At 56.7% G+C, this 25,297-nt stretch carries 23 protein-coding genes; 4 read left to right on the top strand and 19 right to left on the bottom strand.

Annotation, left to right across the window (positions count from 1 at the left end):
* Positions 1–70 precede the first annotated feature (70 nt).
* Positions 71–2,491 carry a glycerol-3-phosphate 1-O-acyltransferase PlsB gene (gene plsB, locus BFV64_RS01370; protein WP_014882135.1) on the top strand — a complete coding sequence of 807 codons (2,421 nt, stop codon included), beginning with the start codon at positions 71–73 and terminating at the stop codon, positions 2,489–2,491.
* A 126-nt stretch (positions 2,492–2,617) separates the two neighbouring features.
* Here the strand turns inward: plsB and gntU are convergent, their stop codons facing one another.
* From gntU to BFV64_RS01345, 5 genes are all read right to left on the bottom strand, one after another.
* Positions 2,618–3,958: a gluconate transporter gene (gntU, locus tag BFV64_RS01365; protein ID WP_014833577.1), complete on the bottom strand. Its 1,341-nt coding sequence runs from the start codon at positions 3,956–3,958 to the stop codon at positions 2,618–2,620.
* Between the two features lie 3 nt (positions 3,959–3,961).
* Positions 3,962–4,489 carry a gluconokinase gene (gene gntK / locus BFV64_RS01360; protein WP_069601622.1) on the bottom strand — a complete coding sequence of 176 codons (528 nt, stop codon included), beginning with the start codon at positions 4,487–4,489 and terminating at the stop codon, positions 3,962–3,964.
* Positions 4,490–4,615: 126 nt separating this feature from the next.
* Positions 4,616–5,611: a gluconate operon transcriptional repressor GntR gene (gntR, locus tag BFV64_RS01355; protein WP_014882133.1), complete on the bottom strand. Its 996-nt coding sequence runs from the start codon at positions 5,609–5,611 to the stop codon at positions 4,616–4,618.
* A gap of 91 nt (positions 5,612–5,702) precedes the next feature.
* Positions 5,703–6,398 (bottom strand): pirin family protein, encoded by a 696-nt coding sequence (locus BFV64_RS01350; protein WP_000639796.1) that lies wholly within the window; start codon positions 6,396–6,398, stop codon positions 5,703–5,705.
* A gap of 123 nt (positions 6,399–6,521) precedes the next feature.
* Positions 6,522–7,559: an oxidoreductase gene (locus BFV64_RS01345; RefSeq protein WP_014882132.1), complete on the bottom strand. Its 1,038-nt coding sequence runs from the start codon at positions 7,557–7,559 to the stop codon at positions 6,522–6,524.
* A 255-nt stretch (positions 7,560–7,814) separates the two neighbouring features.
* On the opposite strand from BFV64_RS01345, the gene yhhY reads away from it, so the two are divergent.
* Positions 7,815–8,303, top strand: coding sequence for an N-acetyltransferase (gene yhhY, locus BFV64_RS01340; RefSeq protein ID WP_014882131.1), 489 nt, complete (start codon positions 7,815–7,817; stop codon positions 8,301–8,303).
* An 87-nt stretch (positions 8,304–8,390) separates the two neighbouring features.
* Here the strand turns inward: yhhY and ggt are convergent, their stop codons facing one another.
* Complete coding sequence (ggt, locus tag BFV64_RS01335; RefSeq protein ID WP_176261101.1) at positions 8,391–10,136, bottom strand: gamma-glutamyltransferase; 1,746 nt, start codon at positions 10,134–10,136, stop codon at positions 8,391–8,393.
* Positions 10,137–10,259: 123 nt separating this feature from the next.
* Here ggt and BFV64_RS01330 point away from each other — a divergent pair, with 123 nt between their 5' ends.
* Complete coding sequence (locus tag BFV64_RS01330; RefSeq protein ID WP_023331795.1) at positions 10,260–10,637, top strand: DUF2756 family protein; 378 nt, start codon at positions 10,260–10,262, stop codon at positions 10,635–10,637.
* On the opposite strand, the gene ugpQ is transcribed toward BFV64_RS01330, so the two are convergent.
* The 10 genes from ugpQ to livK all read right to left on the bottom strand — a co-directional run bounded on the left by ugpQ (position 10,621) and on the right by livK (position 20,692).
* Positions 10,621–11,367, bottom strand: coding sequence for a glycerophosphodiester phosphodiesterase (ugpQ, locus tag BFV64_RS01325; protein ID WP_069601621.1), 747 nt, complete (start codon positions 11,365–11,367; stop codon positions 10,621–10,623). The genes BFV64_RS01330 and ugpQ overlap by 17 nt on opposite strands.
* Positions 11,364–12,434, bottom strand: coding sequence for a sn-glycerol-3-phosphate import ATP-binding protein UgpC (locus BFV64_RS01320; protein WP_014882127.1), 1,071 nt, complete (start codon positions 12,432–12,434; stop codon positions 11,364–11,366). Before BFV64_RS01320 ends, ugpQ begins: the two co-directional genes overlap by 4 nt.
* Before the next feature lies 1 nt (position 12,435).
* A complete protein-coding gene (ugpE, locus tag BFV64_RS01315) occupies positions 12,436–13,281 on the bottom strand; it encodes a sn-glycerol-3-phosphate ABC transporter permease UgpE (RefSeq protein WP_045268814.1) in 846 nt (281 codons plus the stop codon).
* Positions 13,278–14,165, bottom strand: a complete 888-nt coding sequence (ugpA, locus tag BFV64_RS01310) for a sn-glycerol-3-phosphate ABC transporter permease UgpA (protein ID WP_023331792.1) — start codon at positions 14,163–14,165, stop codon at positions 13,278–13,280. Before ugpA ends, ugpE begins: the two co-directional genes overlap by 4 nt.
* Before the next feature lie 106 nt (positions 14,166–14,271).
* The gene (gene ugpB / locus BFV64_RS01305; RefSeq protein ID WP_045281835.1) at positions 14,272–15,588 is read right to left on the bottom strand and encodes a sn-glycerol-3-phosphate ABC transporter substrate-binding protein UgpB; all 1,317 of its coding nucleotides are present in this window, start codon (positions 15,586–15,588) and stop codon (positions 14,272–14,274) included.
* A 268-nt stretch (positions 15,589–15,856) separates the two neighbouring features.
* Positions 15,857–16,570 (bottom strand): high-affinity branched-chain amino acid ABC transporter ATP-binding protein LivF, encoded by a 714-nt coding sequence (gene livF / locus BFV64_RS01300; RefSeq protein ID WP_006812273.1) that lies wholly within the window; start codon positions 16,568–16,570, stop codon positions 15,857–15,859.
* Position 16,571: 1 nt separating this feature from the next.
* Positions 16,572–17,339 (bottom strand): high-affinity branched-chain amino acid ABC transporter ATP-binding protein LivG, encoded by a 768-nt coding sequence (gene livG, locus BFV64_RS01295; RefSeq protein ID WP_014882123.1) that lies wholly within the window; start codon positions 17,337–17,339, stop codon positions 16,572–16,574.
* Entirely contained in the window at positions 17,336–18,613 is a 1,278-nt protein-coding gene (gene livM, locus BFV64_RS01290) for a branched chain amino acid ABC transporter permease LivM (RefSeq protein ID WP_014882122.1), read from the bottom strand. Before livM ends, livG begins: the two co-directional genes overlap by 4 nt.
* Complete coding sequence (gene livH, locus BFV64_RS01285) at positions 18,610–19,536, bottom strand: high-affinity branched-chain amino acid ABC transporter permease LivH (RefSeq protein ID WP_014882121.1); 927 nt, start codon at positions 19,534–19,536, stop codon at positions 18,610–18,612. Before livH ends, livM begins: the two co-directional genes overlap by 4 nt.
* A gap of 46 nt (positions 19,537–19,582) precedes the next feature.
* Positions 19,583–20,692 (bottom strand): high-affinity branched-chain amino acid ABC transporter substrate-binding protein LivK, encoded by a 1,110-nt coding sequence (gene livK, locus BFV64_RS01280; protein ID WP_014882120.1) that lies wholly within the window; start codon positions 20,690–20,692, stop codon positions 19,583–19,585.
* A 424-nt stretch (positions 20,693–21,116) separates the two neighbouring features.
* On the opposite strand from livK, the gene panM reads away from it, so the two are divergent.
* Complete coding sequence (panM, locus tag BFV64_RS01265; RefSeq protein ID WP_014882118.1) at positions 21,117–21,500, top strand: aspartate 1-decarboxylase autocleavage activator PanM; 384 nt, start codon at positions 21,117–21,119, stop codon at positions 21,498–21,500.
* A gap of 177 nt (positions 21,501–21,677) precedes the next feature.
* On the opposite strand, the gene livJ is transcribed toward panM, so the two are convergent.
* The 3 genes from livJ to rpoH all read right to left on the bottom strand — a co-directional run bounded on the left by livJ (position 21,678) and on the right by rpoH (position 25,234).
* Positions 21,678–22,778, bottom strand: a complete 1,101-nt coding sequence (livJ, locus tag BFV64_RS01260; RefSeq protein ID WP_014882117.1) for a branched chain amino acid ABC transporter substrate-binding protein LivJ — start codon at positions 22,776–22,778, stop codon at positions 21,678–21,680.
* A gap of 196 nt (positions 22,779–22,974) precedes the next feature.
* Complete coding sequence (locus tag BFV64_RS01255; RefSeq protein WP_045281836.1) at positions 22,975–24,240, bottom strand: 4-aminobutyrate--2-oxoglutarate transaminase; 1,266 nt, start codon at positions 24,238–24,240, stop codon at positions 22,975–22,977.
* 136 nt (positions 24,241–24,376) lie between these two features.
* Complete coding sequence (gene rpoH, locus BFV64_RS01250; RefSeq protein WP_014882115.1) at positions 24,377–25,234, bottom strand: RNA polymerase sigma factor RpoH; 858 nt, start codon at positions 25,232–25,234, stop codon at positions 24,377–24,379.
* Positions 25,235–25,297 lie beyond the last annotated feature (63 nt).

Raw genomic sequence — 25,297 nt, 5'->3', positions numbered from 1 at the left:
AGAAATTTTGCGCGCTTTCTGTTATCCTTGCGCCGCAATTGCATTATTAACCAGAGGCTTTACATCGTTTATGTCCGGCTGGCCACGAATTTACTACAAATTACTTAATTTACCATTAAGCATCCTGGTAAAAAGCAAGTCTATCCCAGCAGAACCCGCGCTGGAATTGGGGCTCGATACGTCGCGTCCTATTATGTACGTTTTGCCTTATAACTCGAAGGCAGACTTACTGACCCTTCGCGCCCAATGTCTGGCGCATGACTTACCTGACCCGCTTGAACCGCTGGAAGTCGACGGCACGTTGCTGCCGCGCTACGTGTTCATTCATGGCGGGCCGCGTGTATTTACCTATTACACGCCAAAAGAAGAGTCCATTAAGCTGTTCCACGACTATCTCGACCTGCACCGCAGCAATCCCGATTTGGATGTGCAGATGGTGCCGGTATCGGTGATGTTTGGCCGCCGTCCGGGCCGTGAAAAAGGCGAAGAGAATCCGCCGCTGCGTATGCTTAACGGCATCCAGAAGTTCTTCGCGGTCTCCTGGCTGGGACGCGACAGCTTTGTGCGCTTCTCCCCTTCCGTTTCACTGCGCCGAATGGCAGATGAGCACGGTACCGACAAGATCATCGCGCAGAAGCTGGCGCGCGTAGCACGTATGCACTTCGCCCGTCAGCGCCTCGCGGCCGTCGGGCCACGACTCCCGGCGCGTCAGGACCTGTTCAACAAACTGTTGGCCTCCAAAGCGATCGCCCGCGCCGTTGAAGACGAAGCGCGTAGCAAGAAGATTTCGCATGAGAAAGCCCAGCAGAACGCCATTGCGCTGATGGAAGAGATTGCCGCGAACTTCTCTTACGAGATGATTCGCCTTTCCGATCGTATTCTCGGCTTTACCTGGAACCGCCTGTATCAGGGCATCAACGTTCATAACGCCGAGCGTGTACGCCAGCTGGCGCATGATGGCCATGAAATTGTCTATGTCCCCTGCCACCGCAGCCACATGGACTACCTGCTTCTCTCCTACGTGCTCTATCACCAGGGGCTGGTACCACCGCACATCGCGGCCGGTATTAACCTGAATTTCTGGCCAGCGGGCCCGATCTTCCGCCGCCTGGGCGCCTTCTTTATCCGTCGTACCTTCAAGGGCAATAAGCTCTACTCCACCGTGTTCCGCGAGTATCTGGGCGAACTGTTCAGCCGCGGCTATTCCGTGGAGTACTTCGTAGAGGGTGGTCGCTCCCGTACCGGACGTCTGCTTGATCCGAAGACCGGCACGCTGTCGATGACCATTCAGGCGATGCTGCGCGGCGGAACCCGTCCGATCACGCTGGTGCCTATCTACATTGGTTATGAGCACGTCATGGAAGTGGGTACGTATGCCAAAGAACTGCGTGGCGCAACCAAAGAGAAAGAGAGCCTGCCGCAGATGTTGCGCGGCCTGAGCAAGTTACGCAACCTGGGTCAGGGCTACGTGAACTTTGGCGAGCCAATGCCGCTGATGACGTACCTGAACCATCACGTTCCGGAGTGGCGCGAATCCATCGATCCTATCGAAGCGGTTCGTCCTGCCTGGCTGACACCAACGGTTAACGGCATTGCATCCGAGCTGATGGTGCGTATTAACAACGCGGGGGCGGCTAACGCCATGAACCTGTGCTGTACCGCGCTACTGGCTTCTCGTCAGCGCTCCCTGACCCGTGAACAGCTCACGGAGCAGCTGGACTGCTACCTGGACATGATGCGCAACGTGCCTTACTCGGTTGATTCAACGGTTCCTGCGGCTACCGCCAGCGAGCTCATCGATCACGCGTTGCAGATGAACAAGTTTGAAGTCGAGAAGGATACGATCGGCGACATTATCATTCTGCCGCGCGAACAGGCCGTGTTGATGACGTACTATCGCAACAACATCGCGCATATGCTGATGCTGCCGTCGCTGATGGCGGCTATCATTACCCAGCATCGCCACATTTCACGTCAGGAGCTATTGCGTCACGTTGATACGCTCTACCCGATGCTGAAAGCGGAGTTGTTCCTGCGCTGGAGCAAAGATGAGCTGGCCGTTGAGCTGGATAAACTGACGGAAGAACTTCGTCGTCAGGGGCTGATCACCGTTGCCAACGATGAGCTGCATATCAATCCGTCACGCTCCCGAACCCTGCAGCTGCTGGCGGCCGGTGCGCGCGAAACGCTGCAGCGCTACGCCATTACGTTCTGGCTGCTGAGTGCGAACCCGTCGATCAACCGCGGTACGCTGGAGAAAGAGAGCCGGACGCTGGCACAGCGCCTGTCTGTGCTGCACGGCATTAACGCACCAGAATTCTTCGACAAAGCGGTCTTCAGTTCCCTCGTGCTGACGCTGCGTGATGAAGGCTTCATCAGTGATACGGGCGATGCCGAGCCAGAAGAGACGCTGAAGGTTTACCAGATGCTGGCAGAGCTGATTACGTCAGATGTGCGCTTGACGATTGAGAGCGCGACGCAGGGCGAATGATGTAAAAAAGCCGGGTGGTGGTTTCACCTTTCCCGGCCTGATGTTCTGCATTAGATGAAAAGATTAAGGCCCGGTCAGCGTTAACGCTACCGGGCCTTATTTTTGAGCCGGGTTAAATCACCGCATTCAGCTCAGCAACGTAAAGGCAATCATCCCGACAATCGCACCCGTCGTACCGAGGATGGTTTCCATCAGCGTCCAGGTTTTCAGGGTTTGCGCTTCGGTGGCGCCGGTAAATTTACCGAACAGCCAGAAGCCAGCGTCGTTAACGTGAGAGACCACAATTGAACCGCCCGCGATACAGATAGACAGCGCTGCCATCTGCGCACCGGAGTAGTTCAGCTGTTCAATCACCGGCATTACCAGACCCACCGCAGTTAAACACGCCACGGTGGCGGAACCCTGGATAATACGCACGGCCGCCGCCAGCACGAAGCAGGTTACCGCAATCGGCAGGCCCATTCCGGTCAGCGCTTCACCCAGAGCCGGGCCCACGCCAGAATCCACCAGCACCTGCTTGAACACGCCACCGGCACCAATCACCAGCAGGATAATACCCGCAGGCTGCAGCGCGGCACCGCAGATCTCCATCACGCGGTCTTTCGGCATTCCCTGACGCATCGCCAGGCCGTAAATAGCCACCAGACATGCCACCAGGATCGCCGTAAACGGGTGACCAATGAACTCAAACCATTCGTAGGCGGTAGAGCCCACCGGCACAAAACGCGCTGCGATGGTTTTCAGACCCACGAGGACCAGCGGGAGCAGGATCAGTGACAGACTGAAGCCAAAGGACGGCATTTTGCCTTCGCCCAAATGCGGCTCGGTGATGTCATCCGGAATGTGCAGCTCAACGTAACGGCTAATGAAGTTGCCCCACAGCGGGCCGGCAATGATCATTCCCGGGATCGCGGCGCACAGGCCAATCAGGATCATCCAGCCAAAGTCAGCGTGCATCTGGGAGGCCAGCAGCATCGGCGCGGGCCCAGGCAACAGAAACGCTGCCGCTGCCGCCACGCCCGCAAACAGCGGAATGACCAGCTTCACGAGGTTGGTACCGGTATGACGCGCCATAGAGAATGCCACGCTAATCAGCAGCACAACCGCCACCTCGAAGAACAGCGGCAGCGCGCAAATCAGACCCGCCAGACCAATCGCATAGTGCGCGCGGCTGTGGCCGAAGGATTTCAGCATCTTGACGGCAATCTGATCGACCGCGCCCGTCTCATGTAAAATCTTGCCAAACATCGCGCCCAGCGCGACCACTATCGCCAGGAAGCCGAGCGTGCCTCCCATCCCTTTTTCCATCGTCGCAGCGATCTTGTCGAGCGGCATACCGGAAAAGAGACCTGCACCAATAGAAACCACCATCAAAGCAACGAAGGCGTGCATACGCGCCTTCATCACTAAAAACAGCAGCAGCAATACCGAACCCACTGCTGTCAAAACTAGCGTTAATGTACTCAAAACTTACTGCCTTTTATTAATGACCTCGATGGTGCTGGCTACAACACCCTCCAGTGACTGCTCGATATCAACCACTAAGACGTCTTTCTCATCTTCACCCGGCTCCTGGAGCGCGTCGAACTGCGTCACCAGCATCTGGGTTTTGAAGAAGTGACCTTTACGCGCCTTCAGTCGGCTTTCAATCACCTCGAAATCGCCTTTCAGGTAGATGAAAGAGAGGTTCGGGTTGCCGTCGCGCAGCAGATCGCGGTAGGTTTTTTTCAGCGCGGAGCAGACGATCAGCGAAACTTTGTTGGTACGCTGCATGGCGAATGCGGCGTCGTTCAGCGCCTGCAGCCACGGTTTGCGATCGTCGTCGTTCAGCGGCTCGCCGGAGGCCATTTTCATGATGTTGCTGCGCGGATGGAGGAAGTCACCATCAAGAAACGCAGCCTGGAGTTGATGCGCCACTTCGCTCGCCACGGCAGATTTACCGCTACCGGACACGCCCATCAGGACGTAAACGTGGTGATCATGATTAGTCGTGCTCAAAGGGTGTCCCTCAGTCAATTGTTACGGGTAACAGTTATCAGTAACATTGTCCTGCCGGGGCAAAAGAGAAGCAATATCCAAACGTGCGCGAAGTGAATAAGTGTGAGCTAGTTCAAATTTGTCAGCTCAAATAGATCCACCCGGTGACAAGGTGAAACCTAAATCTAACATCTTAGGCGTAACCGTCTCGCCACGAATGCGCGCCAGCAGGCGTTCTGCGCCAATGCGGCCCATACGTTCACGCGGTGTCAGCACGCTCGCCAGACGCGGCTCCATCACCTGGCCGATGTCATGGCCGTGGAAACCCGCAATCGCCATATCTTCCGGGATCTTCAGCCCCAGACGCTGGCATTCGAACGCTGCACCGACCGCAAGGTCATCGTTGGTACAGAAAATACCGTCCAGTTGCGGATACTCGCGTCGCGCCTGACGCATCAGCTCAATACCCGACGTATAGGAAGAGGACTGCTCAACCATTACGCTGTACGGGGTTAAGTTCGCGTCGAGCATCGCCTGCTCGTATCCCTTCTGTTTGATGATAGTACGTTCATCAAGACGCGCGCCCAGATAGGCGATATGACGATGTCCCCGGGCGATGATGGCCGCCGTCATCTGACGTGCCGCTTCGAAGTTATCAAAACCCACGGCGATGTCGAGGCACGGCGACTGGCTGTCCATCAGCTCCACCACCGGAATACCCGCCACTTCAATCATTTTTAGCGTGCGGGCGGTGTGCGTACGTTCGGTTAAAATCAGGCCGTCGATGTTCCAGGAAAGCATGGATTCAAGACGTTCTTCTTCCAGCTCCGGCTTGTACCCGTAGTGGGCGAGCATGGTCTGGTAACCAAACGCATCGGTGACGCTTTCAATGCCGCGAAGCACCTCGGCGAAAACCTGGTTGGTTAAGGAAGGCAGGAGGACACCCACCGCACGGCTGGTCGCATTGGAAAGAATATCGGGTGCGCGGTTGGGGATATAACCCAGTTCATCAAGGGCTGCGGCAATCTTGCCACGCAACGCCACGGAAACCTGTTCCGGGTTACGTAAAAAGCGGCTGACCGTCATTTTGGTCACACCGACGCGATCGGCGACATCCTGAAGTACGGGGCGTTTCTTTTTCATCGTCCTGAGAAATCTTGAAGTGAGAGATTTGCTCAGTTTATCACGGACAAAGCTCAACCTTCCCCGTTTAAAGGGAAGGTTGAGAAATTATTTAGACCGGCGGCAGGTCAAACAGCAGGATTTCACTTTCGCTGTCGGCGTGCACGGAGAGTGCCTGCTCATCCCAGATCGCCAGACCATCGGCAGTGGTGGCTTTGGTGCCGTTGATGGACACCTCACCTTTCACTACCTGGATCCAGACGCGGCGGTTAGCGGCAATCTGATGCACAGACTGTTCATCTTTCGCCAGCGCCCAGCGGTACAGCTCCATGTCCTGATGCACTTTCAGGGAACCTTCACGCGCATCCGGGGACAGCACCAGCTGTTTGCCCTGTTTGGCGTCGAAGCGGCGCTGCTCATAGCGCGGCGTGATGCCGGTCTCTTCTGGAATGATCCAGATTTGATACAGGTGCAGTTTTTCCGTTTTACTCGGGTTGTACTCGGAATGACGCACCCCGGTACCCGCGCTCATGATCTGGAACTCGCCCGCCGGAACCTGCTCTTTGTTGCCCATGCTGTCCTGGTGCTCAACCGCCCCTTCCAGCACATAGGTCAGGATTTCCATGTCCTTGTGCGGGTGGGTACCGAAGCCCTGACCTGCATCAATCACGTCGTCGTTAATGACGCGCAGTGCAGAGAAGCCCATGAAGTTCGGGTCGTAGTAGTCGGCAAACGAGAATGAATGCCATGAGTCCAGCCAGCCATGATTCGCGTGACCACGTTCGTTTGCTTTGCGTAAATAGATCATTGTTTTCACCCTCAGTTCGTTTCGATGGAGTAAGTGTGGACGCAAACGTCCTGGGATCATAGAGGGTGAAAATTGACTCCTCTGTTCAAAAATTGTGAACAAGCGCAGAGGAGCCATTTTTGCTTATTTCGCGAGGGTGATCGTGGCAGGAGAAGCCTGTTCGAACGCCCGTTCGAGCAGTTCGAGGTTGGTAAGAACGTCAGATTCCTTGACGTAATTGGGTGCCCCGCGGGTCAGCGTTTCAAACAGCGCATCGTAGACGCGACCATAGTCGCCGGTTTCCGGCTTCAGCGCTTCTTTGACCGTTACGCCTTCGTCGTTGACATATTCCAGTACGCCCACGGAATCATCCGCCGCAAAGCCCGGTTCACCCGGCATAATGTTGGCCTTCAGACTCGTCTCCTGCTGGTCGATACCGTACTTGATGAACGAGCCACGGGTGCCGTGAACGATAAATTTCGGATAGTCGATTTTCACCAAATGGCTGGTTTTGACGATGGCTTTCAGGTCACCGTAGAACAGCTGCGCTTCAAAGGTATCGTCCGGGTTGGCTTTATTGCGCAGACTGCGAATGTCATACGCAGCGTGGTCCGGCCGGCCAAACAGGGAGATAACCTGGTCCATGGTGTGCACGCCAAGCCCGTAGAAAGAGCCATCCTGAGGCAGCCCGGGTTGGGTTTCCGCTACCGGACGGTAGTAATCAAAGTGACTTTCGATTTCCACAATGTCACCGAGCTTACCGCTTTCAATCGCTTTTTTCGCCGTCAGGAAACAGCTGTCAAAGCGACGATTCTGGTACGGCGTCACGGTTAGCCCTTTGCTTTTTGCCAGCGCGAACAGCGCTTTCGCTTCGGCAAGGGTTGGGGTGAACGGTTTTTCCACCAGCACGTTTTTGCCCGCTTCCAGCGCGCGTTTCGCATAGTCAAAATGGCTGTCGGCGTGGGTGCAGACAACCACCAGCTTAACCTGCGGGTCGTTAAGCACCTCATCGAGATCGCTGGTGAAATGAATATGGGAGTACTGCGGGAGTTGCTCTTCCGGCTTCGCACGGCGGCGGAAGATGTGCGCGACGTGCCAACTGTCTTTACGGTTGAGAACATACGGCAGGTGATAGCGGGTCGTACTTTTACCAAATCCAATAAATGCGCAATGTAGTGTCATGGCTCAGTCCTTTTGGAAGGTTATTGAGTCTAACCATAACAAAAAAAAGCCAGCTAAAAGCTGGCTAAAGTAATACTGGAAGCAATGTGAGCAATGTCGTGCTTTCAGGTTCCCGTAGGGGTCTTCCTGAATGCAGAGCAATAATAATCATTCTCATTCGCACTTGTCCAATACTTTTTGCAAAAAATAGCGGTTGACTCAAATTTTAAAGTCATTGATGTTGAGAGGGACATTTAACTGATTGAGGAACAAGGGATGAGTGAGATTGTGATACGCCACGCGGAACCGAAAGATTATGACGCCATTCGTCAGATCCACGCCCAGCCGGAGGTGTACCACAACACGCTACAGGTTCCTCACCCTTCGCTGGAAATGTGGCAGATGCGGCTAGGCGACCAGCCCGGTATTAAGCAACTGGTTGCCTGTATTGACGATATCGTGGTTGGGCACCTCACCATTGATGTTGCCCAGCGCCCGCGCCGCAGCCACGTGGCCGATTTTGGTATCTGCGTAGGCGCACAGTGGCACAACCGCGGCGTCGCCAGCGCGCTGATCCGCACCATGATCGACATGTGCGACAACTGGCTGCGCGTCGACCGCATCGAATTAACGGTGTTTGTGGATAACGAGCCGGCAATAGCCGTGTACAAAAAACACGGATTCGAGATTGAAGGTACTGGCAAGCGCTACGCCCTGCGCAACGGTGAGTATGTGGATGCGTATTATATGGCGAGAATGAAGTAGTTTGTTGCCGGGTGGAGGCTTCGCCTTACCCGGCCTACATTCGTGCCGTTGTAGGCCCGGTAAGCGCAGCGCCACCGGGCAACAAAATCAGTACCCCGCTGTTAAATCATCCACCGAGCGCGGGTCCGACGCCCCAAACAGCGCGCCGTCCGGCCCGACCATAATGCTCTGGGTGCTGCCCATCGCCTCTTTTACCGCCACCTTCTGTCCACGTTGCTCCAGCAGTTTGATGGTGTCCGGGCTAAAGCCCTTCTCAACGCGCAGTTCATCCGGCAGCCACTGGTGATGAAAACGCGGCGCGTTGGTCGCTTCGGCGACGTTCATCCCAAAATCGATACTGTTGACCACCATCTGCAATACCGTAGTGATAATCCGGCTTCCGCCAGGACTGCCGGTGACCAGCCAGGTTTTACCGTCTTTCACCACGATAGTAGGCGACATTGACGAGAGCGGTCGCTTCTTCGGCCCAACCGCATTCGCATCGCCGCCGACCAGACCGTAGACGTTCGGCACGCCCGGCTTGGCAGAGAAATCATCCATCTCGTTGTTAAGCAGAATGCCGCTGTTGCCCGCCACAATCCCGGTACCAAAGGTGGTGTTGAGCGTATAGGTCACCGCCACCGCGTTACCGTCTTTATCCACCACCGAGAAGTGGGTGGTCTGGTTGCTTTCATACGGTGCCAGCTTGCCGGGGCGGATCTCGCTGGACGGTTTAGCCTTGTTGATGTCGATCTCATCAGCAATGGATTTGGCATATGCCTTGTTGGTCAACGCCTGCCACGGCACCTTCACGAAGTCCGGGTCACCGAGGTATTCCGAGCGGTCGGCGTAGGCGCGTTTTTCGGCCTCCGCCATTACCTGCATCGCATCCGCGCTGCCGAAGCCGAACTTATGCATATCGAAGTTTTCAAGAATATTGAGGATCTGCACGATGTGGATCCCGCCGGATGACGGTGGTGGCATCGAGAAGACTTCGTAGCCGCGATAGGTTCCGCTAATTGGCTCACGCTCTACCGCCTTGTACTCGGCCAGGTCCGCTTTGGTGATGAGCCCGCCGTTTTTCTTCATCTCTTCAGCAATCTGGTCAGCAATCGCCCCTTTGTAGAACGCGTCCGGACCGTTTTCAGCTATCAGCTCAAGGCTTTTGGCGAGGTTCTTCTGCACCAGCCTATCGCCCTTCTTCAACGGCTCGCCGTCTTTCCAGAAGATGGCTTTACTGTTTTCGTGATTGGGAATCACTTCACTGCCGTAGGTTTTGAGATCGTCCGCCAGAGCGTCATTCACCACAAAGCCGTCCCGGGCCAGTTTAATGGCTGGCTGCACCACTTTGTTCAGCGGCATGGTGCCGTATTTCTCCAGCGCCAGCGAGAAGCCCGCCACGGTGCCCGGCGTGCCGCTTGCGAGATGGGAAGTCAGGGATTTTTTACTGTCCGGGTTCCCCTGGTCGTCGAGGAACATATCGCGGGACGCCTGAGCAGGCGCCATTTCGCGGAAGTCGATGGCGGTCGTTTTGCCGTCTTTGGTGCGCAGCATCATAAAGCCGCCGCCGCCCAGATTCCCCGCCTGCGGGTGCGTTACCGCCAGTGCATATCCCACCGCGACCGCCGCATCTACCGCGTTACCGCCCTGTTTGAGAATGTCGACGCCCACATGGGTTGCCAGCGCATCCACGGACGCCACCATACCGTGGGTTGCCCGCACGGGATGAAAAACATCTTCCTCCACGCCATACGATACTGGCGGAGCCGCTGGCGGGTTGGCCGCCACGCTAAATGTCCCGCCTGCCATCAGCGCGGCGATGGCGACCCAGCGCAAAAACGTTGGTTTCATCATTATTGTTCTCCAGGTGAAGGGATCCATATTCCCCGCTTAAGCCTGGTTCACAACTCCTAAAAAATCATCGTCATGGTGAAATCAGGGTAAACTTAAGAGAGACCTCAACAGGAGGAAATGACAATGAAACGCTTACTGATTCTTGCGGCGCTGATCCCGTTTGCCGCGCTCGCACAGCCACTTAACACCATGAACAACCCGAACCAGCAGGGTTATGTCATCCCGAGCCAGCAGCGTATGCAGACGGAGATGATGAGCCAGCAGCAACAGCAAAAAGGGATGCTGAACCAGCAGTTGAAAACGCAGACCCAGATGCAGCAGCAGAGCCTGCAAAATCAGATGAACGCCAACACCCAGCGCGTACAGCAGGGACAGGTGCGTGAGCAGCCGCTGCCGAATAAAAACGGTGGGATGTTAGGTGGGATGACGTCGTCAGGCAGCGGACAGCAGCATATGCTGCCGTCGCAGTCGAATGGCAGTATGCTTAACCCGCAGAACTAAAGTTCGGGCCGATCAGGTTTATGGCATCGGTACAGATGATGTCCACGCCCCAGCGCAGCAGTTCGGCTGCACGCTGGGGTTTATTCACGGTATAAACCAGAATATGCAGACCCGCGTCTTTGAGCATCTTCACCCGCGCCTCGTCCAGCAGCCTGTGATTGAGATGGATAGAGACACAGCCTAAGCGGGTCGTCAGCTCGCGCCAGTCCTCACGCCACTCGTCCAGCAGCAGCCCACGCGGGAGTTCAGGCACGGCAGCCTGGGCCGCTTCCAGGGCGTCAATTTCAAACGAGGAGAGCAGCGGCGCCGTCATCCCTTCCCATAGCTCACGCGCGGCCAGCGCAATGACTTTACCCGTCAGCGTCCCGGTGCCGGTGGTCGGTTTGATTTCAATGTTTGCCATCATGCCGTGCTGACGACAGCGGTCCGCCACCTCCGCCAGCAGCGGCAGCGGTTCGCCTTTGAATTCACCGCTGTACCAGCTTCCGGCATCCACTTTCAGCAGATCGCGCCACGGCAGTTCACCCGCCACGCCCCAGCCGTTGCTGGTGCGTTCGAGGTTGTCGTCATGCAGCAGGAAAATCTCGCCGTCCTTCGACAGCTTGGCGTCAAACTCGATCATCGTGTGACCGTAGCGCGCGCCAACATCAATCGCCGCCAGGGTATTTTCCGGCGCCAGTTTACCGCCGCCACGGTGGGCGACGATGTGGGGATAAGGCCAGTTGCTCATACTCGTTGTCCTGTTTCACCATCAAAGAGGTGCAGATGATTTTCCGGCAGGTGCAGCCACAGCGTGCTGCCTGCTTTCGGGCGCTCCTGATGTGCCAGACGCACCACCATTTTTTGCTCGCCCCAGCGCCCGTGCGCCAGGTTATCTGCCCCCAACATCTCCAGCGTGTCCATCACCAGCGGCACGCCGCCGTCCGCCTGAGAGGTTAAACCGATATGCTCGGGGCGGATCCCGAGCGTCATCTTACGCCCGGCGTAGCCACGATAGTACCAGTTGATCGGTAATGCCATCCCGCTTTCCAGCTCAAAGTGCGTGCCTGCATTGCTGATACGCCCTTCCAGCAAATTCATTGCCGGGCTGCCGATAAAGCTCGCCACAAAGCGGGTGGCCGGTTTCTCGTAAACGTCCACCGGCGTACCAATCTGCTCGGCGATGCCTTTGTTCATTACCATCACGCGCTGGGCAAGAGTCATAGCTTCGACCTGATCGTGGGTCACGTACAGGGAGGTGGTTTTCAGACGGCGATGGAGCTGCTGCAGCTCAAGACGCATCTGCACGCGCAGCTTGGCATCCAGGTTGGAGAGCGGTTCATCGAACAGGAATACCGCCGGGTCGCGCACGATGGCGCGTCCCATCGCCACGCGCTGGCGCTGACCACCGGAGAGCTCGCGCGGGCGGCGCTTGAGCAGGCCGTCCAGTTCCAGAATGCGTGCCGCTTCTTTCACGCGCTCGTCGATATGGCCTTTGCCCATGCCGCGGATTTTCAGCCCCCACGCCATATTCTCTTCCACGCTCATGTGCGGATAGAGGGCGTAGTTCTGAAACACCATCGCAATACCGCGATCCTTCGGTTCCATCTCGGTGACGCGCTGGCGGTCAATCCAGATATCGCCCGAGGTCACGCGCTCCAGCCCCGCCACCATGCGCAGCAGGGTGGATTTGCCGCAGCCGGACGGGCCGACCATCACGATGAATTCCCCGTCCGCCACGTCGAGCGTCAGCGGCTGAATCACCTGGGTTTTGCCGTCCCAGCTTTTGGTTACTGCCTGAAGTTTTAAACCTGCCATCTTATTTCTCGCTATCGACCAGGCCGCGGACAAACGCACGCTGCATGGCTAAAACAATGACTACGGGTGGGATAAGGGTGAGCAGCATCGCCGCCATCACCTGGTTCCAGAGGGTGGTGCCTTCGCCGGTGGCGATCATGCCTTTGATGCCCGCCACGGCGGTGCCGAGGTTGACGTCCTGAATAATCAGCAGCGGCCACAGGTACTGGTTCCAGCCGTAGATAAAGGTGATCACAAACAGCGCCGCAAGGTTGGTTTTCGACAGCGGCAGCACGATGTCGCGGAAGAAGCGCATCGGCGACGCGCCGTCGATGCGCGCCGCTTCAATCAGCTCGTCCGGCAGAGTCATAAAGAACTGGCGGAACAGGAAGGTGGCGGTCGCCGAGGCCATCAGCGGCAGCGTTAAGCCCCCGTAGCTGTCGAGCATCTTCAGGTTGGCGATCACCTCCACCGTCGGGAAGATACGCACTTCCACCGGCAGCATCAGGGTAATGAAGATCATCCAGAAGAAGAGGTTACGCAGCGGAAAGCGGAACCAGACGATGGCGAAGGCAGAAAGCATCGACACCGTAATTTTGCCGACCGTAATGCCAAACGCCATGATGAAGCTGTTGAGCATCATCAGCCAGAACGGCGCGCTGTTGACGCCCACGCCCTGGGTCCAGATGGTCTTCATGTTCTCGAAAAGATGTGTGCCTGGGATCAGCGTCATCGGCGTGTCGAACACCGCTTTGGTGTCCAGCGTAGCGGCGACAAACGCCACGTACAGCGGGAAGAGGATGACGATAATCCCTAAAATCAGCATGGTATGGCTGAAAATCGTCAGCCCGCGACGGTTCTCAATCATTGGTAGCGCACCTTACTTTCAACATAGCGGAACTGCACCACCGTGAGGATGATGACGAGGAACATCAGCACCACCGACTGCGCGGCGGAGGCCGAGAGATCAAGCCCCGCAAAGCCTTCGCGGTAGATCTTATAGATAAGCGTCGTGGTCGCCTGCACCGGGCCGCCTGCGGTCGCCGCGTCGATCACCGGGAAAGTGTCGAAGAAGGCGTACACGAGGTTAACCACCAGCAGGAAGAAGCTCACCGGGGCGATCAGCGGCAGCGATAATCTGAAGAAGCGGCGAACCGGCCCTGCGCCGTCAATCGCCGCGGCTTCCACCAGCGAACGCGGGATGGACTGCAGTGCGGCAAAGAAGAACAGGAAGTTATAGCTGATCTGCTTCCACACCGAGGCGAACACCACCAGGAACATCGCCTGACCGCTGTTCTGGGCGTGGTTCCAGTCGTAACCCAATTCGGCCAGGAAATGGGTAATCAGCCCGCGCCCCGGGTTAAACAGGAAGATCCACAGCACGGCCGCAACGGCGGGCGCGACGGCGTAAGGCAGCAGCATCAGGGTCTGATACAGGCGGCTGCCGCGCACCACGTAATCCACCAGCGCGGCAAAGAACAGCGAAGCGACCAGACCGCTGACGGTGACCAGCGCGCTGAATTTCATCGTCGTCCAGAAGGAGTCCAGATAGTAGCTGTCGTGGAACAGCGCGGTGAAGTTGTCCAGGCCAACAAACTGGCTGGACAGCCCGAACGGGTCGACGCTTTGTACCGAGTACCACAGCGCTTCGCCCGCAGGCCAGATAAAGAAGATAACGGTGATGACCAGCTGCGGCGCGACCAGAAGATAGGGCAGCCAGCGGGAGCGGAACACCGGACGGGATGATGACATTGAGATTGGGTTCCTGAACAATGCCGGGTGGCGGCTACGCCTTACCCGGCCTACATGTGGCACGTCGTAGGCCCGGTAAGCGTAGCGCCACCGGGCGAATCACAGATTACGATTTGGTCGACTGCTCAAAACGGCGCAGCAGCTGATTCCCGCGTTCTACCGCTGAATCCAGCGCCTGTTGAGGCGTTTTCTTCCCGGTCCACACGCTTTCCAGCTCTTCATCCACGATGGTGCGGATCTGCGGCATGTTGCCCAGACGCAGACCTTTGGTGAACGGCAACGGCGGCTTGTTCAGCATCTGACGCGTCGCGATATCCGCGCCCGGGTTTTTGCTGTAGAAGCCCTGCTCGCGGGTCAGGTCATAGGCGGCTTTGGTGATCGGCAGGTAGCCGGTTTTCTGGTGCCACTCAGCGGCAATCTCTGGCTTCGCCAGGAAGTCGAGGAACTCGGCCACACCTTTGTAGGTGCCCTTGTCTTTGCCCTGCATCACCCACAGGCTGGCCCCGCCGATGATGGCGTTCTGCGGCGCGCCCTTCACGTCAGCGTCGTACGGCATCATGCCCACGCCGTAGTTGAATTTGGCGTAGTGACGGATATCTGCCAGCGAACCGGAAGACGCGGTGGTAATGGCGCAGTCACCGTTGTAGAACTTTTCAGTGGATTCGTCTTTACGGCCGAAGTAGCTGAAATCGCCCTTTTTGTTGAGCGCTTCCAGCAGCGCAATGTGCTTCACCTGCTCCGGCTTGTTGAACTCCAGTACCGCGTCAATGCCGTCGAAGCCGTTGTTTTTGGTGGCAACCGGCAGGCCGTGCCAGGCGCTGAAGTTTTCAATCTGGATCCAGCCCTGCCAGCCGCTGGCGTAGCCGCACTTCATGCCCGCCGCTTTCAGCTTAGCGGTGTATTCCGCCAGGTCTTGCCAGGTTTTTGGCGGCTGCTCCGGATCTAAACCGGCTTTCCTGAAGGCATCTTTGTTGTAGTACAGGACCGGCGTGGAGCTGTTAAACGGCTGAGACAGCAGGTGACCGGTTTTGGAATCGGTGTAGTAGCCCGCCACGGTTGGCACGAACTGCGACTCGTCGAAGTTGATGCCCGCCTCTTTGAAGACTTCATAGACCGGCTTGATGGCTTTCGAGGCCATCATGGTCGCGGTACCCACTTCATAAACCTGTAACAGTGCAGGGGCGTTACCGGTACGGAAGGCGGCGATGCCCGCGCTCAGGCTCTGCTCGTAGTTGCCTTTGTACACCGGCACAATCTTGTAATCCGGGTGGGTGTCGTTGAAACGCTGCGCCAGGGAGTCAACTTCTTTACCCAACTCCCCTTCCATGGAATGCCAGAATGGAATGGTGGTGACAGCCATTGCGTTCGTCGCAAAAGCCAGACCCAGTGCCAGACCCAAAGCTGTGTGTCGTAACGATGTCATTGTCATCTCTCTTATTGTGCCGGATGCGCGATATCACGCGTTTTATGCTCGCGAGGTAACATGACATGCTCGAATGACAGAAAAATAACTGTTTGTTTACAGATAAGTGACAGCAAAGCGTCAGGGGGATGATGGTTGTGTGAAGGGTGTTGGGGGGTTGGGTGATTGAGTGCGGTCTGATGCCCTCACCCCGGCCCTCTCCTACAGGGAGAGGGAGAAAGGCATGTAGGCCCGGTAAGCGTAAGCGCCACCGGGCAACACAGACGGCTTAGCCTCCGAGGTACGCGCTCCGCACCGCTTCGTTCGCCAGCAGCGCATCGCCGGTATCTTCAAGCACCACGCGGCCGTTTTCCAGCACGTAGCCACGGTCGGCGAGCTTCAGCGCCTGGTTGGCGTTCTGCTCGACGAGGAAGATGGTCATCCCCTCTTTACGCAGCTGCTCGATGGTGTCGAAGATCTGCTGGATGATGATCGGCGCCAGACCGAGCGACGGTTCGTCCAGCAGCAGCAGGCGTGGCTGGCTCATCAGCGCGCGGCCAATCGCCAGCATCTGCTGCTCACCGCCGGACATGGTGCCCGCACGCTGAATACGGCGCTCCCACAGGCGCGGGAAGAGTTCGTATACCCACTTGATGCGGGTCTGGTATTCATCGCGGTGAGCGAAGAAGCCGCCCATCGCCAGGTTCTCTTCCACCGTCATGCGCGAGAAGACGCGACGCCCTTCCGGAACAATCGCCACCGCTTCACGCATGATTTTTGCAGTCTGCCAGTCGGTAATGTCTTTGCCATCAAACACAATCCGCCCGCTGGTAGCCCGCGGGTCGCCGCACAGGGTACCGAGCAGCGTGGTTTTGCCCGCGCCGTTGGCGCCAATCAGGGTGACGATTTCACCCTGATTGATGTGCAGGCTGACGTCGTGCAGCGCCTGGATCTTGCCGTAGTGCGCATTGACCTTGTCGAACGTTAACATCGCTTTTTCCATCTTATGCCTCACCAAGGTACGCGCGGATCACGTCCGGATTGTTGCGGATCTCTTCCGGCGTGCCGTTTGCCAGCGGCGTGCCCTGGTTGACCACGTAAATACGGTCCGAAATACCCATCACCAGCTTCATGTCGTGCTCAATCAGCAGGATGGTGGTGTCGTGGTGATCGCGCAGCTCGGCAATCAGCTCGTCCAGCTCTTTGGTCTCTTTCGGGTTGAGGCCCGCCGCCGGTTCGTCGAGCATCAGGATCTCCGGCTGCGTCACCATGCAGCGCACAATCTCCAGACGACGCTGATCGCCGTAGGCCAGGTTGCTCGCCTGACGGTTGGCGTGCTGCAGCAAGCCGATGCGGTCGAGCCAGGTGGCGGCGCGGTCGAGGGCCTCCTCCTGGGCGCGGCGGAAGGCCGGAGTCTTCAACAGACCGGAGAACAGCCCGGTTTTGAGCTGCTGATGCTGTGCCACCAGCAGGTTCTCAATCACCGTCATCTCGCGGAACAGGCGCACGTGCTGGAAGGTACGCACCACGCCCATGCGGGCAATTTGCTGGCCCGGCAGCCCTTCCAGGTGCTTATCGCGCAGCATGATGGTGCCGCCCGTCGGCTTGTAGAAACCGGTCAGGCAGTTAAACACCGTGGTTTTTCCCGCGCCGTTGGGGCCAATCAGGGAGACGATCTCTTTCTTATGCAGATCCAGATTCACGTTGTTGACCGCCAGCAGGCCGCCAAAACGCATCATCAGACCGTTAACGGATAATAATGGCTGACTCATGCCTGCTCTCCTTTCGCTTTCCCGTTCTTCAGCTTCAGCTGTGGACGGGTCATCGGCAGCAGGCCCTGCGGACGCCAGATCATCATCAGCACCATCAAACCACCCAGCATCAGCATGCTGTATTCGTTAAAGTCACGCATCAGCTCGCGCGAGACCACCAGCAGGATGGCCGCGAGAATGACGGCAAACTGCGAGCCCATCCCGCCGAGCACCACAATCGCCAGCACAAAGGCCGATTCGGCAAACGTGAACGATTCCGGGCTGACGAAGCCCTGACGCGCGGCAAACAGCGTCCCGGCGAAACCGGCAAACGCGGCGCTGATGGTAAACGCGGTCAGCTTGATGCGGGTCGGGTTCAGGCCCAGGGAGCGGCAGGCGATCTCATCTTCACGCAGCGCTTCCCACGCGCGGCCCAGCGGCATGCGCAGCAGACGGTTAATCACGAAAAGGGTCACCACCACCAGCAGCAGCGCAACCAGGTAGAGCCAAATCACGCGGTCGGACGGGTCATACTTCACGCCAAAGAAGTTGCTGAAGGTATCCCAGCCGCCTTCGCGGGCGGTACGGCTGAACTCCAGCCCGAAGAAGGTCGGTTTCGGGATCTGGCTGATGCCGTTCGGACCACCGGTGATTTCGGTGTTATTCAGCAGCAGGATACGGACGATTTCGCCAAAGCCTAAGGTCACAATCGCCAGGTAGTCACCGCGCAGGCGCAGCACCGGGAAGCCAAGCAGGAAGCCCGCAGCGGCAGAAACCAGGCCCGCCAGCGGCAGACAGGTCCAGAAGCCGAGGCCGTAATAATGGTTCAGCAGCGCGAAGGTGTAGGCACCGATGGCGTAAAAACCACCGTAGCCCAGCACCAGCAGGCCAGAGAGCCCCACCACCACGTTCAGACCGAGACCCAAAATCACGTAAATCATGGTCAGGGTAGCGATATCCACCGTGCCGCGCGAGACCACGAATGGCCACGCCACGGCCGCCACCAGCAGCGCCACGAGGAACAGCTTTTGCTTCACGGTGGAACCGTCGATAGCCGGAAGAACAAATTTCGGCCCGGAGACACCTTTCAGCGTCTTCTGGAACAGCGGACGCAGCAGCTGGAACAGGAACACCACCGCCGTGCCAATAAACACCCACTGCCAGCGGATATCAGGTGCGGTATCCACCACCAGTTTGGTGCCGCTCAGCTCCAGCTGGACGCCCATAAAGACGCCCGCCAGCACGAAGAACATGGCGGCAGAGAGCAGCGCCATTGCAAAATGCATCGGTTTCATACTTTCTCTACCTCCGGACGGCCCAGAATACCGGTAGGCATGACCAGCAGAACCAGAATCAGCAGGGCAAACGACACCACGTCTTTATATTCGGTGCTCAGGTACGCCGAGGAGAGCGCTTCCGCCACGCCCAGGATCAGGCCACCGATCATCGCGCCAGGAATACTGCCGATACCGCCAAGTACTGCCGCGGTGAAGGCTTTCATTCCGGCCATAAAGCCGATGTACGGGTTGATCACGCCGTAGAACTGGCCGAGCAGCACGCCCGCCACTGCCGCCATCGCGGCACCGATCACGAAGGTCAGGGCAATCACGCGGTCAGTATTGATGCCAAGCAGGCTCGCCATCTTCAGGTCTTCCGCGCAGGCACGGCAGGCGCGCCCCATGCGGGAATAACGGATGAACAGCGTCAGGGCGAGCATTGCAATAAAGGTCACGACCCAGATGACGAGCTGCATGGTGGTGATAGAGGCAGAGAAGTTTTCGCTGGCCCCCACGATCCACTGGCCGTTAAACAGGCTTGGCAGCGCCACGTCGCGCGACCCTTCGGTCAGGCTGACGTAGTTTTGCAGGAAGATCGACATACCGATGGCGGAGATGAGCGCAATCAGACGCTTGGAGCTGCGCACCGGCCGATAGGCCACGCGCTCGATGCTCCAGCCATAGGCGCTGGCGATCACAATGGCGCCGACAAACCCGGCGGCAACCAGCAGCCAGCTGCTGTCGATGCCCATCATCATCAGGGCGGCGATGATCATAAAGGAGATGTAGCTACCGATCATGTACACCTCGCCGTGGGCGAAGTTGATCATGCCGATAATGCCGTAAACCATCGTATAGCCGATGGCAATCAGCGCGTAGGTGCTTCCCAGCGTGACGCCGTTAAACATCTGCTGCAGGAAATAGAGAAACTGCTCGGACATATGCAAACCTTTTTATTCCCGCCCGGCGGTCCGGGCGGCGGGATAATTATTTGGCGGCCGAGGAAGACCCGTCGGCGTGCCACTTAAAGACACCAAACTCAAATCCCTTCAGATCGCCTTTCTCATCCCAGTTCAGCGGCCCAATCACGGTGTTCGCCCCGTGTGCTTTTAAATCTTTCACCAGATCCAACGGCTCTTTGCTGCCGGTACGCTCCAGAGCCGTCGCCAGAGACTGTACGGCCGCGTAGGTGATCCAGACATACGGACCACTCGGGTCCTTTTTCTGCGCCTTAAGCGCATCAACGATAGCCTTGTTCGCCGGATCCTGGTCATAGCGTTTTGGCATCGTAACCAGCATGCCTTCGGCAGAATCGCCCGCGATGTTCGACAGGGAGGCATTACCCACGCCCTCTGGTCCCATAAACTGGGTTTTCAGACCGGTGGCGCGTGCCTGACGCAGCATCTGCCCCATTTCAGGGTAGTAGCCGCCGTAGTAAACGAAGTCGATGTTCTCTTTTTGCAGACGAGCAATCAGCGCGGAGAAGTCTTTCTCACCGGCAGTGATGCCGTCGAAGAAGACGATGTTCGCGCCACCTTTTTTCAGGCCGTCCTGAACGGAACGCGCCAGGCCTTCGCCGTACTGCTGCTTGTCATGAATGATGGCAATGCGCTTTGGCTTTACGGTTTCGAGGATAAATTTGGCGGCGGTGGGTCCCTGGGAAGAATCGAGACCGGCGGTACGCATAATGTGCTGATAGCCGCGCTGGGTCAGTTCTGGGTTAGTGGCGCCGGGGGTGATCATCAGAATTCCTTCGTCTTCGTAGATATCAGACGCAGGCTGGGTGGACGATGAGCACAGGTGGCCAATCACATACTGGATGCCATCGTTGACGATTTTGTTGGCGACCGCGACGGCCTGTTTCGGATCGCAGGCGTCGTCATATTCCACGCCCACCAGCTTGTCGCCTTTGATGCCGCCTTTGGCGTTGATGTCTTTGATGGCCTGGCGCGCGCCGTTGAACTCCATATCACCCCACTGGGCAACAGGGCCGGACATTGCGCCCACGACCGCAACTTTGATCTCTTCCGCCATGGCTGCATGCGAGATCGCCAGTGCAACCATTCCCGCGATAAATGTTTTCGCGTTCCTTTTCATCTCAGAATCCCCATTCGTGATGTCGTGTTTATATTTTGTTTTATTATGGTTAAAAAGCATTCTGTACTTTTAATGCACAACGCTATTTTTACCAGTGCCTTTAATGGTTTAGCGCAGTTTTTTGCCAAAAACCAGACTAAAATCTCTATTTTTCAGGCGATTAAGCAAAGATAATATTCTGAAATCATGCAGAGATAAACAAATAAAAGTGCAGTTTGCAGCATAAAATAACGGTACAAAGCGCCGAATAAATCACTACCATTCAGGTTAAAATTCTGCTTATTTTTCGATCCATGTGTTTTCAAACTGCCCAGCGCGTTACCAAAAAACTAATCACCTGGTTAATGAGAATAAAAAGAGGAAGCCGCTGAGTGAATAAATTGAGTACACTGCCCCTACTCAATTTGATTTGGACATGTAGCTAATGAAACTGACTATCGTGCGTCTGGTGACCTTTAGCGACCAGGATCATATCGACCTGGGCAAGATCTGGCCGGAATATTCCCCTTCGTCGCTACGCGTCGACGAGACTCACCGCATTTATGCCGCGCGTTTCAACGAACGCCTGCTGGCTGCGGTTCGCGTGACCCTGAGCGGTACAGAAGGGGCGCTGGACTCACTGCGTGTACGTGACGTCACCCGGCGTCGCGGCGTGGGGCAGTATTTAATTGAAGAAGTGATCCGCGAAAACCCGAACGTGACCTCATGGTGGATGGCTGACGTAGGTGTAGAAGACCGCGGCGTGATGGCGGCGTTTATGCAGGCGTTAGGGTTTACGGCGCAGGAGAGCGGGTGGGAGAAGCGCTAAAAGAAAGCCGGGTGGCGGCTGCGCCTTACCCGGCCTATATTCTCCACCGTATTTTCCCAAGCATTTCGTGTTGCAGGAAGGCGGCAAGTTATGAAATCCCCGGGAGCTTACATAAGTAAGTGACCGGGGTTGAATAACGCAGCCAACGCACCTGCGGCGCGAAAGGCGACGGGAAAATTATTTGGCGTCTGTCGCCGTACCGTTGGCATGCCAGTCAAACACGCCGAACTCAAAGCCTTTCAGGTCACCCTTCTCATCCCAGGACAGTGGTCCCATCACGGTTTCGACGGTGTTCGCTTTCAGCCAGGTCGCAATCTCAGCCGGATCGGCTGACTGGTTCAGACCCGCCTGCAGAGACTGAAGCGCCGCGTAGGTGGTCCAGACGAACGCGCCGCTTGGATCCTGTTTCTTCGCCTTGATGGCATCTACGATAGGTTTGTTCGCAGGGACCTGGTCGTAGTTCTTCGGCTTGGTCACCAGCAGGCCTTCAGCGGATTCACCTGCGATGTTAGACAGGGAAACGTTCGCTACGCCTTCAGGCCCCATAAACTGGGTTTTCAGACCGGCTGCACGCGCCTGGCGCAGGATCTGGCCCATCTCCGGGTGGTAACCGCCGTAGTAAACGAAATCGATATTCTCTTTTTTCAGGCGCGCCACCAGCGTGGAGAAGTCTTTCTCACCGGCAGTGATCCCATCGAAGAAGACCACATTGGCGTTGCCTTTCTTCAGACCATCCTGCACCGCACGCGCCAGACCTTCACCGTACTGCTGTTTGTCATGAACAATCGCGATACGCTTCGGCTTCACTTTATCCAGAATGTATTTCGCCGCCGTTGGACCCTGGTCAGAGTCCAGGCCCGTGGTGCGCAGGGTCAGTTTGTAGCCGCGCGCGGTCAGCTCCGGTGCGGTCGCCGCCGGGGTGATCATCAGAATCCCTTCGTCTTCGTAGATGTCAGACGCAGGCTGAGTTGAGGAAGAGCACAGGTGACCGATAACGTATTTGATCCCGTCGTTCACCACTTTGTTCGCAACCGCTACCGCTTGTTTCGGGTCACAGGCATCATCATATTTTACGATCTGCAGTTTTTCGCCTTTAATACCGCCCTTAGCATTAATGTCTGCAACCGCCTGTTCAGCGCCCGTAAATTCCTGGTCGCCGTACTGTGCTACCGGACCGGACATTGCGCCAACCACAGCCACCTTAATGTCTGCCTGTGCCATGGTGCTGAATGCCAACGCAATACATCCTGCCAGTAACGCTTTACCCTTCATGTTCATCCTGAGATTCCCCATTATTATGGTTATTACGATTGTTGTGATGTTGTTGTGCAGCGATTTATTTCAGTTATTGGTGTGCTGTTCGCGCTTTTTCAGCATACTCTGCTAAAACATACCCCATTTTTATGATTTTGGAATAGCTAATTTGAAATGAATATATGATAAGCCCGGCAAAGATTTCACCGGGCGCGCGGCTTTAACGTGTCAGCGAGGCGGAGATAATGTCCAGCGCTTGACGGAACTGCACTTCGGGGATTGTCAGCGGATAAAGGAAACGAATAACGTTGCCGTAAACGCCGCAGCTCAGCAGAAGCAGACCGTCCTGCAGCGCGCGTTCCTGTACCAGGCGGGTGAATTCCGGCGAAGGCTGGCCCGTTTGCGGGTCATTAAACTCTACCGCCACCATCGATCCTTGCGCGCGAATGTCGGCGATATACGGACAGTGTTCCTTCGCTTTGTTCAGCACCTCTACCAGGTGATGACCAAGATGCGCAGAACGTGTACAGAGATCCTCCTCATCAATCACGTCCAGCACCGCATGCGCAGCGGCAATCGCCAGCGGGTTCCCCGCGTAAGTACCGCCCAGCCCGCCCGGCGCAGGTGCGTCCATCACGTCGGCACGGCCCGATACCGCAGAGAGCGGCATCCCACCCGCGAGGCTTTTCGCCATAGTGATCAGATCCGGCTTCACGCAGTGGTGTTCCATCGAGAACAGTTTGCCTGTACGGGCGAAACCACTTTGTACCTCGTCGGCAATCAGCAAAATACCGTGGGTATCACAGAGGGCACGCAGCGCCTGCATAAAATCGGCAGGCGCGATATTGAAACCGCCCTCCCCCTGAACCGGTTCGAGAATAATGGCCGCGACCTGATCCGGTGCGATATCCGCTTTAAAGATGCGTTCCAGGCTTTTTAACGCCTCATTCGTGCTGACGCCGTGCAGATCGTTTGGATACTGCGCGTGATACACCGAGCCAGGGAACGGACCAAAGCCCAGTTTGTACGGCGCAACTTTGCCAGTCAGCGCCATGGTCATAAAAGTACGGCCGTGGAACGCGCCGCCGAAAGTGATGAGGCCAGGACGTCGGGTATAGGCGCGGGCTATTTTAACCGCGTTTTCAACCGCTTCTGCGCCCGTCGAGAAAAAGGCCGTTTTGGCCGGGCCATCAATGGGCACGCGCTGGTTGATACGCTCGGCCAGCGCCACATAGCCTTCATACGGCACAATCTGGTACGCCGTATGGGTAAAGGCGTGGAGTTGTTTTTCAATAGCGGAAATGACTTTGGGATGGCGATGGCCGGTATTCAGCACCGCAATGCCGGCGGCGAAGTCGATATACTCGTTGCCTTCTACGTCCCACACCGTGGCATTTTCGGCTTTATCGGCATAGAAATTACACATGACGCCGATACCGCGCGGCGTCGCCTGCAAACGCCGGTCGTTCAGTTCGTTATTTTTCACCCTGTCCCCCTGAGAAAATCGCCTGCTTAGCGCATCAGTAAGTGTTTGCCAGGGGGGAGGAATTCGCCAGAGCGGGCGCTAAAAAAACAAAACCCCCGGACTCTCATCCAGGGGTTCTCAGTGTACTTCGCAGAAATTACGCTTCGATAGCGGCGCGAAGTTTTTTCATGGCGTTCTTTTCAAGCTGACGCACACGTTCAGCGGAGACGCCGTAGCGGTCGGCCAGTTCCTGCAGCGTGGACTTGTTGTCTTCGTCCAGCCAGCGGGCACGGATAATATCCTGACTACGTTCGTCGAGGCCTTCCATCGCATGGGTGAGCTTATTCGCGGCCTGATCTTCCCAGTTATCCTCTTCAATGCCGTCAGCAAAGTTGGAGGTTTTATCCTGCAGATACAGAACCGGGGCCATTGGCTGGCTGTCAGAGCCGTCGTCGTCGGAGGACATATCAAACGTCATGTCCTGCGCGGCCATACGGGATTCCATCTCACGCACATCTTTGCTGGATACACCCAGCTCGCGCGCCACCATTTCCACTTCATCCTGATTGAACCAGCCCAGACGCTGCTTGGTTTTACGCAGGTTGAAGAACAGTTTACGTTGCGCTTTTGTCGTGGCGACTTTCACGATACGCCAGTTGCGCAGCACGTATTCATGAATTTCTGCTTTGATCCAGTGTACGGCGAAGGAGACCAGTCGCACACCCACTTCCGGGTTAAAGCGACGTACAGCCTTCATCAGACCGATGTTACCTTCCTGAATCAAGTCCGCCTGCGGCAGGCCATAGCCCGCGTAATTACGAGCAATGTGAACAACAAAGCGCAGGTGAGACAGGATCAGCTTTTTCGCTGCTTCCAGATCGCCCTGGTAATGCAGCTTTTCAGCAAGCTCCTTTTCTTCCTCGGCCGTTAACATCGGCCAGGTGTTCGCAGCCCGGATGTAAGATTCCAGGTTACCAACAGGGGCTAAAGCTAAAGTTTGCATTTCTTTGGTCATTCATTCCTCTCAATGTTTCTTCTGGTCCAGGTTGTCCCCGTCAGGCAACAACCATGCCAAAGC

This window comes from Enterobacter kobei, from assembly GCF_001729765.1.
Lineage (GTDB): Bacteria > Pseudomonadota > Gammaproteobacteria > Enterobacterales > Enterobacteriaceae > Enterobacter > Enterobacter kobei.
This window is presented reverse-complemented; position numbering and strand designations above follow the sequence as displayed.

What these genes read in the sequence shown, in the direction of transcription:
- BFV64_RS01320 (WP_014882127.1), bottom strand. Translation starts at nt 12,434, where the DNA reads ATGGCAGGTTTAAAACTTCAGGCAGTAACCAAAAGCTGGGACGGCAAA.
- livK (WP_014882120.1), bottom strand. Translation starts at nt 20,692, where the DNA reads ATGAAAAGGAACGCGAAAACATTTATCGCGGGAATGGTTGCACTGGCG.
- panM (WP_014882118.1), top strand. Translation starts at nt 21,117, where the DNA reads ATGAAACTGACTATCGTGCGTCTGGTGACCTTTAGCGACCAGGATCAT.
- livH (WP_014882121.1), bottom strand. Translation starts at nt 19,536, where the DNA reads ATGTCCGAGCAGTTTCTCTATTTCCTGCAGCAGATGTTTAACGGCGTC.
- BFV64_RS01330 (WP_023331795.1), top strand. Translation starts at nt 10,260, where the DNA reads ATGAAACGCTTACTGATTCTTGCGGCGCTGATCCCGTTTGCCGCGCTC.
- BFV64_RS01350 (WP_000639796.1), bottom strand. Translation starts at nt 6,398, where the DNA reads ATGATCTATTTACGCAAAGCAAACGAACGTGGTCACGCGAATCATGGC.
- BFV64_RS01345 (WP_014882132.1), bottom strand. Translation starts at nt 7,559, where the DNA reads ATGACACTACATTGCGCATTTATTGGATTTGGTAAAAGTACGACCCGC.
- plsB (WP_014882135.1), top strand. Translation starts at nt 71, where the DNA reads ATGTCCGGCTGGCCACGAATTTACTACAAATTACTTAATTTACCATTA.
- yhhY (WP_014882131.1), top strand. Translation starts at nt 7,815, where the DNA reads ATGAGTGAGATTGTGATACGCCACGCGGAACCGAAAGATTATGACGCC.
- livF (WP_006812273.1), bottom strand. Translation starts at nt 16,570, where the DNA reads ATGGAAAAAGCGATGTTAACGTTCGACAAGGTCAATGCGCACTACGGC.
- ggt (WP_176261101.1), bottom strand. Translation starts at nt 10,136, where the DNA reads ATGATGAAACCAACGTTTTTGCGCTGGGTCGCCATCGCCGCGCTGATG.
- ugpQ (WP_069601621.1), bottom strand. Translation starts at nt 11,367, where the DNA reads ATGAGCAACTGGCCTTATCCCCACATCGTCGCCCACCGTGGCGGCGGT.
- livJ (WP_014882117.1), bottom strand. Translation starts at nt 22,778, where the DNA reads ATGAACATGAAGGGTAAAGCGTTACTGGCAGGATGTATTGCGTTGGCA.
- gntR (WP_014882133.1), bottom strand. Translation starts at nt 5,611, where the DNA reads ATGAAAAAGAAACGCCCCGTACTTCAGGATGTCGCCGATCGCGTCGGT.
- livM (WP_014882122.1), bottom strand. Translation starts at nt 18,613, where the DNA reads ATGAAACCGATGCATTTTGCAATGGCGCTGCTCTCTGCCGCCATGTTC.
- livG (WP_014882123.1), bottom strand. Translation starts at nt 17,339, where the DNA reads ATGAGTCAGCCATTATTATCCGTTAACGGTCTGATGATGCGTTTTGGC.
- rpoH (WP_014882115.1), bottom strand. Translation starts at nt 25,234, where the DNA reads ATGACCAAAGAAATGCAAACTTTAGCTTTAGCCCCTGTTGGTAACCTG.
- ugpE (WP_045268814.1), bottom strand. Translation starts at nt 13,281, where the DNA reads ATGATTGAGAACCGTCGCGGGCTGACGATTTTCAGCCATACCATGCTG.
- ugpB (WP_045281835.1), bottom strand. Translation starts at nt 15,588, where the DNA reads ATGACATCGTTACGACACACAGCTTTGGGTCTGGCACTGGGTCTGGCT.
- ugpA (WP_023331792.1), bottom strand. Translation starts at nt 14,165, where the DNA reads ATGTCATCATCCCGTCCGGTGTTCCGCTCCCGCTGGCTGCCCTATCTT.